General features: G+C 35.1%; 13 protein-coding genes and 1 tRNA gene. 10 read left to right on the plus strand and 4 right to left on the minus strand.

Annotated elements, in window-relative coordinates:
• The first annotated feature begins 92 nt into the window (after window positions 1–92).
• The 5 genes from AC4MRQ_RS13025 to AC4MRQ_RS13045 all read left to right on the plus strand — a co-directional run bounded on the left by AC4MRQ_RS13025 (window position 93) and on the right by AC4MRQ_RS13045 (window position 3,373).
• Window positions 93–166, plus strand: a tRNA-Arg gene (locus tag AC4MRQ_RS13025).
• Between the two features lie 148 nt (window positions 167–314).
• Window positions 315–632, plus strand: coding sequence for an Arm DNA-binding domain-containing protein (locus tag AC4MRQ_RS13030; protein ID WP_491198117.1), 318 nt, complete (start codon window positions 315–317; stop codon window positions 630–632).
• A gap of 38 nt (window positions 633–670) precedes the next feature.
• Complete coding sequence (locus AC4MRQ_RS13035) at window positions 671–1,468, plus strand: site-specific integrase (RefSeq protein WP_491198118.1); 798 nt, start codon at window positions 671–673, stop codon at window positions 1,466–1,468.
• A gap of 263 nt (window positions 1,469–1,731) precedes the next feature.
• On the plus strand, window positions 1,732–2,562 hold the full coding sequence (locus AC4MRQ_RS13040) for a Rab family GTPase (protein WP_491198119.1): 831 nt from the start codon (window positions 1,732–1,734) through the stop codon (window positions 2,560–2,562).
• Window positions 2,552–3,373 carry a hypothetical protein gene (locus AC4MRQ_RS13045; RefSeq protein ID WP_491198120.1) on the plus strand — a complete coding sequence of 274 codons (822 nt, stop codon included), beginning with the start codon at window positions 2,552–2,554 and terminating at the stop codon, window positions 3,371–3,373. The genes AC4MRQ_RS13040 and AC4MRQ_RS13045 overlap by 11 nt, the downstream gene beginning before the upstream one ends.
• Window positions 3,374–3,674: 301 nt before the next feature.
• On the opposite strand, the gene AC4MRQ_RS13050 is transcribed toward AC4MRQ_RS13045, so the two are convergent.
• Window positions 3,675–3,911 carry a hypothetical protein gene (locus AC4MRQ_RS13050; RefSeq protein WP_491198121.1) on the minus strand — a complete coding sequence of 79 codons (237 nt, stop codon included), beginning with the start codon at window positions 3,909–3,911 and terminating at the stop codon, window positions 3,675–3,677.
• A 215-nt stretch (window positions 3,912–4,126) separates the two neighbouring features.
• On the opposite strand from AC4MRQ_RS13050, the gene AC4MRQ_RS13055 reads away from it, so the two are divergent.
• Entirely contained in the window at window positions 4,127–5,419 is a 1,293-nt protein-coding gene (locus AC4MRQ_RS13055; protein ID WP_491198122.1) for an amidohydrolase, read from the plus strand.
• A 226-nt stretch (window positions 5,420–5,645) separates the two neighbouring features.
• Here AC4MRQ_RS13055 and AC4MRQ_RS13060 read toward each other — a convergent pair whose 3' ends face one another.
• On the minus strand, window positions 5,646–6,161 hold the full coding sequence (locus AC4MRQ_RS13060) for a tetratricopeptide repeat protein (protein WP_491198123.1): 516 nt from the start codon (window positions 6,159–6,161) through the stop codon (window positions 5,646–5,648).
• Window positions 6,162–6,434: 273 nt separating this feature from the next.
• On the opposite strand from AC4MRQ_RS13060, the gene AC4MRQ_RS13065 reads away from it, so the two are divergent.
• The 4 genes from AC4MRQ_RS13065 (at window position 6,435) to AC4MRQ_RS13080 (ending at window position 8,546) form a co-directional block, all read left to right on the plus strand.
• Window positions 6,435–6,758: a nucleotidyltransferase domain-containing protein gene (locus tag AC4MRQ_RS13065; protein WP_491198124.1), complete on the plus strand. Its 324-nt coding sequence runs from the start codon at window positions 6,435–6,437 to the stop codon at window positions 6,756–6,758.
• On the plus strand, window positions 6,755–7,159 hold the full coding sequence (locus tag AC4MRQ_RS13070; RefSeq protein ID WP_491198125.1) for a HEPN domain-containing protein: 405 nt from the start codon (window positions 6,755–6,757) through the stop codon (window positions 7,157–7,159). The genes AC4MRQ_RS13065 and AC4MRQ_RS13070 overlap by 4 nt, the downstream gene beginning before the upstream one ends.
• 229 nt (window positions 7,160–7,388) lie before the next feature.
• Window positions 7,389–7,823, plus strand: a complete 435-nt coding sequence (locus AC4MRQ_RS13075) for a hypothetical protein (RefSeq protein WP_491198126.1) — start codon at window positions 7,389–7,391, stop codon at window positions 7,821–7,823.
• Window positions 7,824–7,835: 12 nt separating this feature from the next.
• A complete protein-coding gene (locus AC4MRQ_RS13080; protein ID WP_491198127.1) occupies window positions 7,836–8,546 on the plus strand; it encodes a hypothetical protein in 711 nt (236 codons plus the stop codon).
• 74 nt (window positions 8,547–8,620) lie between these two features.
• Here AC4MRQ_RS13080 and AC4MRQ_RS13085 read toward each other — a convergent pair whose 3' ends face one another.
• Together AC4MRQ_RS13085 and lacZ are read right to left on the minus strand one after the other, a co-directional pair.
• Window positions 8,621–13,102: an NACHT domain-containing protein gene (locus AC4MRQ_RS13085; protein ID WP_491198128.1), complete on the minus strand. Its 4,482-nt coding sequence runs from the start codon at window positions 13,100–13,102 to the stop codon at window positions 8,621–8,623.
• A gap of 545 nt (window positions 13,103–13,647) precedes the next feature.
• Window positions 13,648–16,830 (minus strand): beta-galactosidase, LacZ type, encoded by a 3,183-nt coding sequence (gene lacZ / locus AC4MRQ_RS13090; RefSeq protein ID WP_491198129.1) that lies wholly within the window; start codon window positions 16,828–16,830, stop codon window positions 13,648–13,650.
• Window positions 16,831–16,832 lie beyond the last annotated feature (2 nt).

Consider the following 16,832-nt stretch of genomic DNA (forward strand, 5'->3'; position numbering starts at 1 on the left):
TCAGAAATTAATCTACAAAAAGATTGCTTTAAATTTGATTAGAAAAGATGAATAACTATCTTTGCATCGCTTTTGAAAAGAGCAATGAGGATGGTCCCGTAGCTCAGCTGGATAGAGCAACAGCCTTCTAAGCTGTGGGTCGTGGGTTCGAATCCCGCCGGGATCACTAAAAGACTTTCAGGAGTTAAATCCAAACAAAATTTTCAGAGACCTTTATCAATTAAGATAAGGGTCTTTTTTCATTTATATAGGGGATTATAAATAATCGGGATAATCGGGGATCATTGTATTGTTTATAATTATTGAATAGGGAAATGAACTTGATTTTTTGGGCAGTCAAGAATAAGGCCAACAAGAAACATGAGATTCCGATTTATTGCAGGATTACAATTACTGGAGAAAGAGCTGAGTTTTCAACCGGAATAAAGTGTAAAGAAGAGGAATGGGATGGAAATAAGTACAAATTTAAAGGCGTAAGTGATTTTGCTACAAATGCAAATAGAAAACTTGATCAATTAAGTCATAGATTACACAATCTGTACTATGACCAAGTACTAAATAATGATATTACACCCAGCGCATTAGAATTAAAAGCACTGCTTAAACTAAAAGGAAACGTACAGTATTTTTAGTTCAACTTTTAATTGAATATGCACAAGAATACAATAAAATGTATTCTAATTCAGACAAGCTTAAAATACATGCTAGATATATTTCTGCAATTGGTAATTCATTAGATAAAATTGATTCTCTTAATGTTCGATTATCTAGTTGCGACAATTGCTTGTTCGATAGATTAGTCAATAATTTGATTAACGACAAAGGATATTCAGTTGGTTATACCAAGAAGATTTTTAGTTTTATTAAAGCTGCCTTCAAATACGCATTTAAGAGGCGTTATATTGATCGCAATCCTTCTCAAGATTACAAATTATCATACAAAGAAGAGCCACAGGTAATATACCTAGAAGAATGGGAATTGAATAAGATAACAAAGCATGACTTCTCTGATTCATTACAGCGATCTGCAGATATGTTTACAGTGCAATGTTATACAGGATTATCTTATATAGATTTAAAAAATTTGGATGCTTCTCATTTGGTTAGGGATGATAACGGGTCCATGTGGATAAATATCAACAGACAAAAGGTAAAAAATGCTGAATGCATTATACCGGTAGTAAGCAAGGTTTTGAATATTTTACGTAAATATGGATTTGATCTGCCGGTGCTTAGCAATCAGAAATACAATAATGCCTTAAAGAAAATTGCCACAGAAGTTGGAATTCGGAAACGATTAACAACACATGTAGGACGTAAAACATTTGGAACACTACTACTAAATAAAGATGTGCCAATTGAAACAGTAAGTAAGCTGCTTGGTCATTCAGACATACAAATGACTCAAAAACACTATGCTAAAGTGTTACATATGAAGGTTGCTAAGGATATTAGAAAAATTATTTAGTTCGATTACAAAAATGTTTTCTTTATTTCAATGAAGAGAACTCTCGTAAATATTTATTACGAAAGAATTAATAATAGTATGCATTCAACTTTACTAAAGTCTTACTTTTAACACTTTAGATACATATAAAAACTATTGCATGAGATCAAGGAACTGAAATTGATATCAAAGACATGAAAGAAAAGACAGTAAAACAAGCTTGAATGAAATTCTTTAATATTATTTCATTAGTTTTATCATTCAATCAAACTAAAATATGATTTATGGATGCATTCTTTACAACAGCTACAGTTTTAAGTACTGTGGGTTCATCAATTACAATTGCTGATAAAAGCGTTGTATTACTTAAGGTTATCAAAAAGATAAGTAACCTTATAAAGCATGGCAGAAGTAATATACTTATATTCGGACATGGAGGCGCTGGAAAGACAACATTAGGTTATAAGTTAAGTGGAAGTGATTTACCGTCATATAAGTATGTGCCATCAGTTACCACAGAAAAGTTGAAGATTAAAGGCAATTTGTATGGAAAATATTTTATCGCGACAGGTCAACAACGCTCTATAAATCTTAATTGGTCAGAGCTATTTCGAAATATGGCATCTGGTAAATTCAAAGGCATAATTAATGTAGTTTCATATGGATATCATTCATATAAGAGCGAAGCTTCATTTAAAGAAACAGAATATTATAAGTCCAAGGGTGATAAAGATTTTCTTGAACATTATTTGGCCGAACGAAGAAAAAGTGAAATAAGTCAGTTAAGAACTTTGGCCGAAAATATAAAGAATACCAAGGGTAAATTTTGGATGGTCACTTTAGTTAATAAACAAGACTTATGGTATGACGTAAAAAATGATGTAGAATCATATTATCTAAACGGAGATTATGCCAAGATTATTAAACAAATCTCCGACCGAAAAGGCGACCAATTTATTCACCACTACGTTTCAGCATCATTAGTAGATTCTAATCTTAAAATTGGCAAGGGCTTTAACTTAAATTCTGTTCCAATGTATGATGAGCAACTTAGGCTCGAGAACTTTAATAACTTTATTGTATTACTTAACCAAATGATTGACAATGGGGACTAAATATATTGATGAATTAACTGTAATCCTAAGTGAATACTCATCAAAACTGACAGAACTGATTAGTAATTACCTCAAATTGACCAGAAAGAAACGAATAACAGGTATTTTTGGTGTATATGGTATTCTAGTTTTATTAGCTGCCATATATTTCGTACTGGATATCAAAGAATATAATTTAATTGTAGTAATCTCTATGAGTGCTTCTGCTCTTACAATAATAATCTCTATTTTCTTTTCTATTTCTTTAATTAAAGATGCAAAAAGTAATTCAGAGTCACTTGATGAAATTACGTTAGTAATGAAACAGTTGGAGGATCTCACGAAGTTGTTAGCTCAAGAAAGAGAACACAGTATTTCTTCAGATAATACTTTAGCTAAAGTAAGGATAGATTTAAAATTGACTGAGGCAGAAAATATTATCCAAAGGGCACAAGGAGTCCTTAAAGATAAGTTAAGCTTCAAAGTCCAAGAATTAGAATCTGAGTTGGAGTACTATGGCAACATTGAAGCTTTAAAAACCAATTATTTTGAATATGAGGATAAGAGAATTTCTTTTCTTGAAATGTTTAAAGGAATTAAATTGCATTTAGCGAATGGAATATCAATAAACCAACTACCAAGAAAGGTTGCTCTAATTCTTTTAAATTCAGAAGAAATTAAAAAATCCCAATATATAGTGCTCAATAATCAGCTGGAAGACTTTACTGGAATTTTGATAATTAATGGTTTAATTAGAAAAGATGTAGGTGAATTAACTGATATGCTCTATCTTACTGACAAGGGAAAAGACTTTTTTAAAAATGTCAAGTAATTATTAATGATAATTTGTAGGTTAACAGAGCAGCAAATTTATATGGTTAGATGAAGAAATACTAACGTTGAAACGATTGTTGTAGCCAGAATATTAAGTTTGGGAATTGCTGCCTTTCTAAAAGCAATATTGAAGTAATTGAATCTGAAACTAAATTAAAAAGTCACACATTAATTGTGTGGCTTTTTTTATTAATTTTATTTTTCATAATATTGCAGTGAATGATAGCATTATCGTTCTACTAAATCGGAAAAAAGGGAAGCCACTCATACGAGTGGCTTTGTCTTTTTGAAGGTTACACCTATTGTACCGGTTCCGACTCTTCTAATTTACGTTTAAACACCAGGTAAGTTAATTCCTCACCACTGTATCGATTTTTCTCACAAATGGCACGACCACCACTTTGTACCTGGATAACCATACCCCCATCGTATTCAGCTTTTGGTCCACCACGAACAGTTCCATTGGGATCACAAAAGCCTGTAAATCGATTTGATTTACAGGCTTTTTGTACTTCAAACGATTTCAAAACACTCAAAAAAAGAGTATATTTCTGTGAGCTATACGTGCGTACTAAACAACATCTGAAACACCACCTTTAAACAAATTAGCAATCCCCAACACCTTATTACTGCAAGTGAGTAATAAATACCACTTATTTTCATTTCAAATTGATTTAAATCCACAAATTTAGTCCCATGCAAAGAGCGTCCCTTGTTTTCTCTTTATCTTTGCTAAAATTAATTGCTTAATATGAGTAACATTTCCAAGTATTTTCAAGATCTCCAGGAAGAAATGATTCAATGGCGTCGCCTGTTTCATACATATCCTGAGCCAGCCTGGTGTGAATTTGGAACAGCTACATTTGTTGCTCAATCCTTGAAAAAATGGGGCTTCAAAGTATATATGGGCAAAGATTTGATTTGTGATGAACGCATGAACCTACCTGCAAAGGAAAGTTTGAATAAGTTCTATATGCAAGCCTTGGAAAGGCAAGACCTGGATAAAGAATTGCTGGAAAAAACAAAGGGAGGTTACACAGCTGTTGCCGGAGTGCTTGATCGTGGTGATGGACCAGTAAAGGTTTTTCGTGTTGATATGGATGCACTCCCTGTTTATGAAAGCCAATTCAATGAACACCTTCCGTTTATTAAAAAATTTGCATCCGTTCATGATGGTTTTATGCATGCTTGTGGACATGATGCCCACACAGCCATAGGTTTGGGATTGGCAAAATACCTATCGCAACACCAAGAAAAGCTTGAAGGAAAAATAATTATATTGTTTCAACCTGCCGAGGAAGGATTGGGTGGTATGGCTGCTGTAGTGAAACATCCGCTTTTCAAAAAAATTGATGAAGCATACGGATTCCATGTATGGGCAAACAGAGAGCCAAATGAATTTATTTGCGGTACGTTTGGCCAGCTCGCCAGTAAAAAGTTCGACGTGGAAATAAAAGGTAAGGCCTCCCACGCTGCTTTGGCACCTGAAAAAGGAATTAACGCCATGCTCCCCGCTGCAGAAATTATATTAAGCTTAGAAAAGCTAAAAGCCGAATTCCCTTCGCATATTCGATTGAATATTGGCCAAATGCAAGCAGGCACTGCACGTAATATTATTTGTCCTGAAGCAAATTTAAAAATTGAAACCAGAGCTGGTAACACGGTAACCCGTGATAAACTATTCAATGCCTCCATCAAAAAAATCGAAGAAATTGCAAAGAAATATGCTTGTGGTTGTAAAATAAGTTTAGTGGGTGAAGCTGAAAGTGCTGCCAGTTCAACAGAGCTTGCTAAAAGAGTTAAACAAACCGTGACGGCCACCAGCTTATTTACTCATTGCATAGAAGGAGAATTGCACAATACCTATAGTGAAGACTTCTGTACCCTGATGAACCATGTTCAAAAAACAGGCGGAAAAGCTGTGTTTATGGGCATAGGTGCATCCAATCAATCAGGAACACATCACCAGACTGACTTCGATATTAGTGAAGAGATCATGTGGAAAATGGCTGGTATTTTGGCAGAATTGAGTATCCATAAATAAAAGAAGATCCAGATATTGCCCATGTAATTGGTTAGTTGCGAAATGCCAATCAGGTTCATTTTTAAAGGCGTTAGTCACAAACTAACTTATAATGACGTCGAAGATGCAATTGACGAGCAATATACCACCACAATGGCGGGGTTGTCAGCATCATTTATTAAGTACAAAGGACAATGCTGTTGTAACATTGTCCTCTGTAAACTAAGATGCCTCCTGATACTTTTAACTAAATTCGTTTCATCATGTTTTCAACTTCTCTAATCTGGGCGGTCAACATCTTTTGCTTATCCAGTTTTTTGGCCTCCTGCACATAAATTTTTGCCAGCTTCTTATTTCTCTTTGATAAATAGAAACCTGCAAGGTTCAGCTTTGCCATTGCCTGATCACTCTTCAGGCGAAGCCCTGTCGAAAGTGCTTTCTTAAAACTTTTCTCAGCTATGGCTGGCTGATGGGTTTGTGCTTGTGTTAAACCTAAAAGATAGTAATAATAAGCCTCCTGACTTTTCATCATGTTTCCGGGATGCTTTACTTTAGATAGGACACGCTCTGCTGTTGCAAACTTGTTTCTCCTGATAAAATAAAATGCAAGCAGGTTCATCTCATTTTTAAACTGAAACAGAACAAATAATAATGATATAATTACGACCAGCACACCCCATCCCGAAAAGCCATTAATAAATAGAAAAACAGATGAAATGGTTATAAGTATAGCTAGTATTAATCGAATATATTTTCCAAGCATGATTCGTCATTTAAAATTTTACGCCACAAAGCAATGCATTTTATGGAATAATACAAGGGTTTCAAGACAATCATTTCCTATAAAATCCATATTATACTGATAGATAGTAAGGTATACTTTAGGCTTGAAATACGAAGATTCATTAATAGTTTGTTAGTTTTAAGTCAGTAGTAGCCCGAAGATATCATTTGAAATATGATATACTGAGCAAGCAAACATTTGAATCACCAACTGCTACATTCTCATGTTTATTAAAAAATGTATCTTTGAAATATGAACAAAAGAGAACAACATATCATTCAATTGATCAAAAAGCAGATTGCTAAAAAGAATCCTGAAGCTGAAATAGTTCTCTTTGGTTCACATGCGCGTGGACAAGCCAATGAAGATTCTGATTGGGATATTCTGATTCTATTAAATACCCTCAAGGTTAATCGCCAGCTTGAAAAGGAGTATCGCGAAGTTTTGTTTGATATTGAACTGGAAATTGGAGAACCCATTTCAACTTTTGTTTATTCAAAAATGGATTGGGAATCAAAACACGCTGTGACACCACTCTACCATAACATCCAAAAAGAAGGTATTCGACTAGCATGACTGGCAGTAAGCAAGACTATATTAATTACCGCATCGATAAATCAAAAGAGATTTATGAAGATGCTTTATTACTAGCCAATAACCAACGATGGAATTCCTGTGTTAACCGCTTGTATTATTGCGCGTATTACCTGGCCAGTGCCTTGCTTTATCAATCAGATATTAATGCAGAAACCCATAATGGAGTAAAAACACAGCTCTTTCTTAATTTTGTTAAAACAAACCTTCTGGATAAAGAACTCGGTAAATTATATGCGCACCTGTTCGATTGGCGACAAGAATCTGACTATGCTGATTTCATAGATTTCGATGAAGAAACTGTATCACCTCTATTGGACGAGGTTAATATTCTTAATTCAAAACTGTTGCAACTTATTAGGCAAGCTCCAACAAATAAGTAGGCATTTGATCCTTCCAAGCTGAACCAATCCGAATGGTGTACGAGTAACACTTCCTCTATAATGATTTTTCCACTCAATCATTCGTCCAAAATTTTCATCACCAAAAACCATTCATTTATCCTGTAAAAGCATACACTTATCAAGTAAAACCAAATTAGTGTCTGTAAAAGGTGTTACGTTTTGCGTTTTCTGCAATTAACCTATAGAAACCGGTTCTAATAGCTATTGAATGACCAAACCATTTCAGAATACTTATAGTGACTCACTAAGTCCTTATGAAGCAAGTTATAGAAGTACTGCTTTAAGGTATATCTATCCCTTATTTAATATGGTGTGCAAGTACCATTATTTTCTCATAGAAGGCATTGTAACGCGTTACAATGGCCTCCATGGCAAAATAGAGCATGTTGCGCGCGTGTACAATGGCCTCTATGACACTATAAAGGCTATTGTAACGATTAACAGACCCCTCCTTGGGAATTTTAAGTCACTTGTAACGGTTGACAAGATCGTCTTTTTTTCCATGAGGGTACCTGTAACGGTTCACAAGGCAATCTATGAGCGAAAAGCATCACTTGTAACGCTGTGCAATGCTTTCTTTAAGCAGTTAATACACCCTATACTTCAACAATTTGTAACAGAAAATCATCTCCACACATCATAAAAACAATAATTTATGCCAAGAATTAAAAAACCTAGATCCGTTATCGACAGTCTGATATTTTTAAAGAAGGCCGTTGAAACAGCCGCCTCAGACAACCAGAATGGAGGCGCTTATCTGTCAAGTGGTATTATTTCCAATGCACAAGCTTTTATTCCGGGCCTTGAACAAGGCATGGGTGACAAAGCCCGTTTTGTAAGCAATGCTCAAAAGGAGGTAAAAGAAAAGAATGATGCCATTGATGAACTGAAAACTTATATTCGCGATTTCTGGGAAGTGGCCAAACGTCGCATCTATCGTGAGGAATTGCCGGTTGAGTTGCTGGCTCACTATCAATTGCCTAAAAGCGGTAATTTCCCTCTGCTGAATACAGATGGCCAGGCGCTTGAAATGGCACCTCTTATTATTAAAGGCGATGCCGATGCGGTTGAGAAGGGCTACCCGGCCATGATTAACCCAAGTGCTGAGGCCTTGCAGGAGGTATTGGATAAAGCCCGCAAAGAAGCCTCTGATGTATCGGCTGCTGACCGTGCCCTGGATGAAGCCCAGGAAAAAGTATCGAACCTGATGCCGGAAGCCAAGCGCCTGATTGATCGTATCATTGCTGAGCTGGAGTTTAACCTGTACGATAAAGACGACAGTAGCAAACGACGCATCATGCGCAATTACGGTGTTAAGTTTGAACTGGCTAAGAACGAATCGCCAGACGAAACAATAAATGAATAAGTAATAACATTGGAGATGAGCAACCCCGGCATTGATTGCCGGGGTTTTTATTGGGTGACATATGACATTTTTACTTAATTATCGACACTCTGTAAGACTTTTAAAATTGTCGTTCCATTATTCTCTAGTTTAAGTTCCCTATCAAATATGTCTAACGTTTGTTCAATCTTTTTCTTATCCTTATTTGTCTCCTGTAATAGAGCATTGTAAGAATTGATAATCACATTTAGACTCTTATCATCGTAATAAAACTCTTCTTGAATGTTTAGGTGTGATTTAAGTGATTGAATATTCTTCAACAAATTCAAACAATCAATTGGATAAAAGTGAGCGCTTTTTACGAGAAAGTTAATAAAATTGTCAGGAGCAAGTATGCAAACTTTAGATTTAGAATACTGTTCTATAAACGACCTAAATTCGACGAAGCGTTCACAGCTTAAATCCGAAAACAGAAAAGTATACTCTCTAGCTATATCTTTATCATCTTCATCTAGGAACTGATTAAGTATGATTTTACATTTTTCTGTAATAGTACTGTTATGCTTAAAGACATTTGATTCTGCAACATGTAGCATAGCCTTTTTTACTTCTTTAATTTTAAGGTAAAAGTCTTGCAATATTTTGTAGGACTCTTCAATCCCTTCAAGCCATGCCACAGTAAGAACCGTTGAAATATCTTTTGTTAACTTATCAATGGTAATGTTTTTTCGAAAGTATGATTCTAGTTCATCTGTATACTTTCTATTAAAATATTGAGCAGACCAAATTGAACTTTGTAAAATTTGTTCATTATCAGTTTCAACTAGCTTAAAAAACAACCTAAAATTTCGCTCAATATCATAGTGATTTAAATATGCTAGCCTATATAGCATAGCAGCTTTAACACAATCCATTGAATCTTTAGCTACCTTTTCCAAAACAGTAAAAATTCTATCAGAGTATTCTGGTTTAGTATTAATCATTACCAAACGCTTAGCCGCCGCTCCCCGATTTGAATTGATTCCATCGTGCAACAAATCATCCGGATTTAAAACTTCATTAGGATTCTCGTCATTTAAAGCAATATTGGTTAAAAATTGAAATAGTTCATCATCCATATAATCGTCTCTCAATAATGTATCTATTAACCATACTACTCTTCTAATAGAATGAGAGGGAATCCTTCCGCATTTAATAAGTTGCTTAACCAATCGAACTTTAATATCAATTTCAATTTTTTCTTCAGAATCTAAAAGACCTTCAACTGCATTGATTGCATAATCAATATGATAGGCCTCATTAGTTATAAATTCACTAATGTGATCAATAAATAAGTATGCTCTTTTTTTAACGGCCTCTCTTAAAACCCGACAATGTTCATCTTTACCTCCTCTTCCACTTCCAAAATTATACTGTTCATGACCATTGTATTTTAGTATACTTTTTTTCCACGCCACTATATTCATCTTTTCGTATGCTTTTCTTTCCAAAGGTGCACCCACGAATTGACCTATACCAGACCGTTCTTTGACTTCATCTTTGATTACTCCGTGCCTCCTATACAACTCTTGGTATCTTTTTTTTAATAATAGATTTTTCAGCAAATATTTATTAGGTATTGATTGCAAATAGGTAAGTTGTACATATCCGCAAAGGGTACGTAACTTTCTTTTTCCATTTTTATCTTGGTAAGTATAATATGAACTTTTATCTCTTATATCTAAAATATAGGTATCAAGCACATTCCGCTGCTCAATTCTTAGGTATTGATAAGCTGCATTTATAACTTGCCTAAATAATATTAAAACATCATCACTATCTTCAAGCAATCCTCTTCTTTTAAAGATTCTAACTAGTTTAAATATTTCCTCGATGAAATAATGTGGATTGGCTTTTAATCCTTTTAAAACCACAGTTAGAATCGTTGTATACCTACTTTCTATATTCTCTTTTATAAAAGCACATAAAACCTTTGAAGTTTTTTCAGCAGCCTCAGCAATATTATTTTCTAATTGTGTGAGTAAAAATTCATAATCATCATCATTATATCCTCCCATACCTTGAAATGAATGATCCATAATGAAATCGTTATCTCTTCTCGAATATTCCATTTCTGTTTTATAGACTAAGCTCGTAATCACCTTTAGATTAAGATCTAGGGCCTTGTTAAAGTGACATGAATAAAGATGAGTAAAGAACTTATCTCCGCCATAGCTTAATTTAAGATTAACATTACCATGTTTGTATTCAATATTATCAAGCTTACATGAAAAATATGAGCTGAAAATTCCAATTGCATTATCTTCATTTATCTTTGATATCTGAATTAATATTTCAAACAAGAAGTGTTCATCATTGTAAAGCTCATCCTGCACTTTCTCAAGAATTGAAAAAGCTTCTGGTATATCCCATACATTAGTAAAATGTAAAATGCGAATCAACTCATTGCTTGAAAAAGACTCCTGATTGCTTTCGATAAAAGGAAGAACCAATCTTCTACCTTCTGGCAAGTGACGTAAAAGTATTGAATAAATTATCTGATGGTAGTTTAATAGTTTAGAAGCTTTTAATGATACTAACTTATACCTTTCAAAAATAACTCGTAACCATCCACTTGAGTTTACATTGATAAGAAATAGTTTTAGTTGGTTTTCATTAGCTAATATCTTATCATCGAATAATTGTATTTCTTCAGCAGTAGGCTCTTGCTCTGAACTCATCAGACTAATTACGAGTAATCTTATATGATACCTGATTTTTCGTTTAAAAAATGCTTGCTCAGTAAGGATATTCTTTAAAATATCAATGTATTTCTTGTGATTTGTATCCCTGTAAAATGACAAAATCATCTTGAGGCTTGACCTTACTTTCAAACCTTGCCAATGTTGATTTATATATTTGAAAACTGATTTATTCTCTCCGCAAAACTGCTTTGCAAAAACAAAATCATAAAAGGTTTGATGGAAGAATTGAATTGAGCCACATTTACCTATTATAATTCCATTCTGCAATAAATATTCAAGTTCCTGCGTAAACCGATCTGGTAATACATCATTTCGTAATGTTATTGTTTGCTCATCATACATCTTTGAAGCAATTGTATACAATACGCTTTTCAGTTTGAGGTCTCTTTTATCAAGGGGAATATTGATCACTTTCTGTCGCCATAACTCTTTGTATAAATCGGTAGTGGTTTTTAATAAATTCAGATTAAGGCTATGTGAAAAAATTCGACAGAATGCATCCAGGTTATACGGAGTTTTCAATAATTCAAACATAGCATCAGTAAGCGAAAGTTTTGACCCAGACAATTGATTTACAACTTTTGTTATTTCATCTTTCGTCAGTGAATCAACATTAAAAGTTGTTTCCTTTTTAAAGGATTTAAAACCAAAATCATATTCCAAGTCATATGATCTTATTGATACAACAATTCGCACTCTATCATATTTCCTTAAAGAACTAATCAACTGTTTATAGGTAGCCAGATATTCACCTTTAGCAGAATTGGTTTGAGAAAGGGCGTCAATTTGATCCACAATCACTACAACAGTAGCATAATCTTCGGTTAGCTTAACCAATAGCTTTTCAATTGAATCGGTTAAATTCAATCGTTCTTCCAATTGTTTTATAGAGTTAGTTGCATATTCATCTGCTTTTATACCAAGAGCTGGAATACCTTTGGCGTCCAACCTCTTAAAAAGGTCCTTTAAAATAACAGATTTACCACTACCTGGCTGCCCAACCAACAAAGCTACTCTCTCCTTTTCGTCATCGATATCTTTCTCTATCCAATCAACTAATAAATCTGTTTCTTTTCTATCTATATGAGACCCCTCAACTCCCTCGAATTCATTTTTGTACTCTGAAAGTATAACTGAAGCATTTTCAAAGTTTTTTATTATTTCTGTTACAGGGATATTAGATCCTGCCCTTTCTTTTATAATGACCTTTGGGGAGAAAAATCTTTCTATTAATGCTACATTGTAGCTTTCATTCATCAATTTATCCAAGTCTGATCCCACAATCATTTTGACTTTCAACTTATCTAAATGATTAATTAAGAACTTTTCAGCGCTCTCTATAGTGTATTCATTTTTAAGGGCAACATTTCCATTTAATACACTTTTTATGTAGGAAGATAGTTTTGGCTCAAGTAATATACTGCCACTAAAATCTGTAAGTAAAGTTTGAGCAGGTTCAGTAAACTTACTTGACACTACAAAGTAGTATGTGAATGTTTTCATATCACTTATCAATGATTGATCTATTCCGTAGTGCAAAACAAACTTGCATATTTCTTTTATACAATCAGGCTTAGTAAGTGCATGTGTATTATTCTCAGAGTGCTTGCATTGAATAACACCAACATTACGTCCATTTATGTGCAATGTGCAATCTCGTCCTCTTTCTCCTACTTTATCTAACCAGTTAATAGTGTCAAACTTACCTCTCCATAATCCACTAGTAATCTCATTTGAGTATATATGATAGACAATCTCTTCAAATTCTTTTGGACTTTTTAAATAGTAGGGGAATCCATGATTTGCATATACATTGGGATTTAGATCGATCATCAGATAAAAAATTATAGGATCAAGTTTGAAATTTCAATAAATGAATGCCATTGTTGGGTTTGGGCCTTTTCCAATCACTACTAAAGTAGCATTTAGCGTTTATTTATACAAAAGTAGGCTGTAACGCTTAAATGATGTGTTTTATGGATAAACTCATTACTCATAGATCAAAATCATGACATCTTATAATAAGATGATGTTGTTGTTTGATGATTGACAAAGGATTACATGTAAAAACCTGGTGTATCATCAGTTGTAGGTGTGATATGAAGATTGCAATTGTAAATTGGGAGAAAGTTGAAGCAGAAATGATAAAAGAAAAGTAAACTGATACCTATTAAACCTTAAATCGAAACTTATACATAAAAAGAGAGTGCCCCAATTTTGGACACCCTCTTTATTGCGTTTAATGAACTAAATATTCGAAGTGTTTTGCGCACTATACACAGTGCATCAGGCACTATTAATGGCATCAGTATCCAAACAGATTCCTGAACGAGCAGAAATGCACCATTTAATATACCTGATTACTTATACCCCACTTCTTAAAACACTGGTTCAATACTGAACTTAAATTTATAGTTATCAGCCGGTACTGTGTACTGCTTATAAGGCGTTGCTCCCCATGAATTATCACCGGCAACGCCCATTTGTTTCAGATCAAAGGTGATAAACACACCACCTTTTTTCACAATGTCATTCAAGTGCTTGTGTTCACCATGTGTTTGTTGATCAAAATCTTCGATAGGGTTATGAAGAGCTGAGAATCCTAATGTTGGAGAACCGCTTATTTTAAGTCCCCAACCATTGTCGTTTCTTAATTCAAACCAACGCGTATCTGTTTTATAGCCATTCTCTTGTGGACGCACGTATGGTTCATACTGATTTTCGACTTTATCGTTATATAAGCCAATAAAAGCACCTCGGTTACGGTCACAATAGTTTTCATGAGGGCCACGACCAAAGAATTTCAGATTATCGAACTCTACCGGCATTGCCATTCGCATACCAAAACGTGGCATATCAGGTAAATCTCTTTTCCCAATATTTAGCTGGCTGCTTACATTAACCTTTCCATTACTTAAAATCTCATATGCTACTGATTGTGTTGATTCAATTGCAGATAGTGTATAGTTTACGGTTACTAAGGCCTTGTTGTTGGATGGTTGTTCCAGAACAATATCTTTCACTTCAATATTTTGCGAAACCTCTCGCCAAACACCCAATCGCTTAATCATATTGCTTCCTTTATCATTATCGTTGGGAGCACGCCAAAAGTTGACAAGCGGACCATTTTGAATCAGATCAGTGCCATTGACTGTCCATTGACTTATTGTTCCATTAATCTTATCAAAGGTGATCATGAAGTTTTGTCCTTTGACAACAATTGTTTTATCCTCGTCAACCATTTGAATATTTGCATAATGCTCTAAGGTTACCTTACGGTAGTCAGGCACAGGAAATACAAATTGATCATGCGCTACCTCATGTCCTTCTGCCAGGATTGAAGTTGGTTGCTTTAAACGAACGGAAAAGTCAATAAAGTACTCATAACCTTTTCTTCCTTTTATAGAAGGAACAGGTATTTCAACAATCTTACTTTCGTGTGGCTTAAGTGATACATCTACAAATCCGTGATAAATTTCCTTGCCATTTTCTGTAATATTCCAGCGAATATCGAAGTCATCCAACGAAATAAAATCGTGATAGTTAGTGATTTTATATTGCCCCAATGGCAAATCTTCATTACTAAAGCGTACATATTGATAGGCATATTTTACCTCCCACATGGCTGGTTGGGGCGTCATATCCGGGTAGATGATCCCATTACAGACAAAGTTATCATCACTTGGCATGTTCTCACCGTAATCTCCACCATAAGTCCAGTAGCGACGTCCTTCCTCGTCGTGCTCCAACAGTCCCTGGTCGATCCAGTCCCAGATATAACCACCTTGTAATTGCTTGTTGTTTCGGTCGTAAATGACATCCCACAAATCAACCAGATTACCTGTGCTATTGCCCATTGCATGTGAGTATTCACTCATAATCATTGGTTTCTTTTGATGCTTGGATGCATAATGCTGAAGGTAACGTACACCAGGATATTGAGGACAATGTAGCTCAGTGTTGTCACGCATTTCAGCTCTTTCATAATGTATTGGCCGTGACGGATCGCGATGTTTAATCCAGTTAAACACTGTGGTAAAGTTTTCGCCGTTGCCAGCCTCATTACCCATTGACCAAACAATGATGCAAGGGTGGTTTTTACTTCGCTCAACCATGCGTATATTTCGGTCAAGATGAGCTTCTTCCCACTCCGGGTTTTTGGCCAAAGAATATTTGCCATAATACATACCATGCGACTCGATGTTAGCTTCGTCAGTCACATACAAGCCATGTTCATCGCACAATTCATAAAAGCGAGGATGCGTTGGATAGTGCGAGTTTCGAACAGCATTGATATTGAATTGCTTCATCAGTTTAATTTCATGCAGCATATCTTCTTCATTTACCACATGACCCGTATACTGATTATGTTCGTGGCGATTAACGCCTTTAATTAAAACCGGCACTCCATTGATGTAAAACACCTCATCAATAATTTCCACCTTGCGAAAACCTACTTTGGTTGAAACCATTTCGGTTGTCTCACCACCTTTCTTATCCTCAGCTAAAGATATTACTAAGGTGTATAGATTAGGTGCTTCAGCTGTCCACTTTAAAGGATCAATAATCGTTTGTTCTTCGAACGTTAACTTTGCATTCTCTTTTCTGTTAATCTTAACAGGTAACAAACTACTATTAACAACTCTACCGTTTTCATCATGCAGGGAGTATGACAATGAATAATTTCCACATCTAAGCTTGTTAAAATGATTTTTAAGGTCTACTTCTACTGATAGCTTACCATTTTTATATTCTTCATCTAAATCAGCTTTAACGAAAAAGTCCCGGATACGCACCTTGGGGGTTGAATAAATAAACACATCGCGTTCTATACCGCTGATGCGCCAAAAATCCTGACATTCCAGATAGGAGCCATCACTCCAGCGATACACCTCTACCGCCAATGTATTTTCTCCCTTCTTCAGATATTTGGTAATATCCCATTCTGCTTCGGTTTTACTTCCCTGGCTGTAACCAACCTTTTGGCCGTTGATCCACAGATAAAAAGCTGATTTCACTGCACCGAACTGAATAAATATCTGGCGGCCATCCCAACTCTCAGGCACTGTAAATGCACGCCTATAAGAGCCTACAGGATTATAATCATGTGGCACCTGACCTGGGTTAGCGGGATATATTTTGTCAACAAATTTAATTTCGTCGGAAACGGGTGCCTTATAGCTGGCAAATTCATACTGGTGATTGCAATAAATTGGCACACCATAACCTTCTACTTCCCAGTTAGATGGCACTTTTATATCATCCCATTGACTGACATCATATGAAGGTTTGTAAAAATCCACCGGACGGTCAGTCGGCTTACGAACCCAGTTAAATTTCCAGGTGCCATTTAAGCTTTTGTAATAAACAGATGCTTTATGCTTTTTTGTCAGAGCATTGTCGATGGTTGAAAAAGGCATCATGGAAGCATGAGGTGCTTCCTTGTTTTGGTTGAACATCCTCGGGTTCTCCCAATCGTTCTTTTGTGTGTTTTTAGCGTATATGCTTGTGCTAATCAGCATCATTAATAAACACCAATACGCGCAATATCTTTGTTTCATTA

The organism is Carboxylicivirga sp. (genome assembly GCF_982718395.1).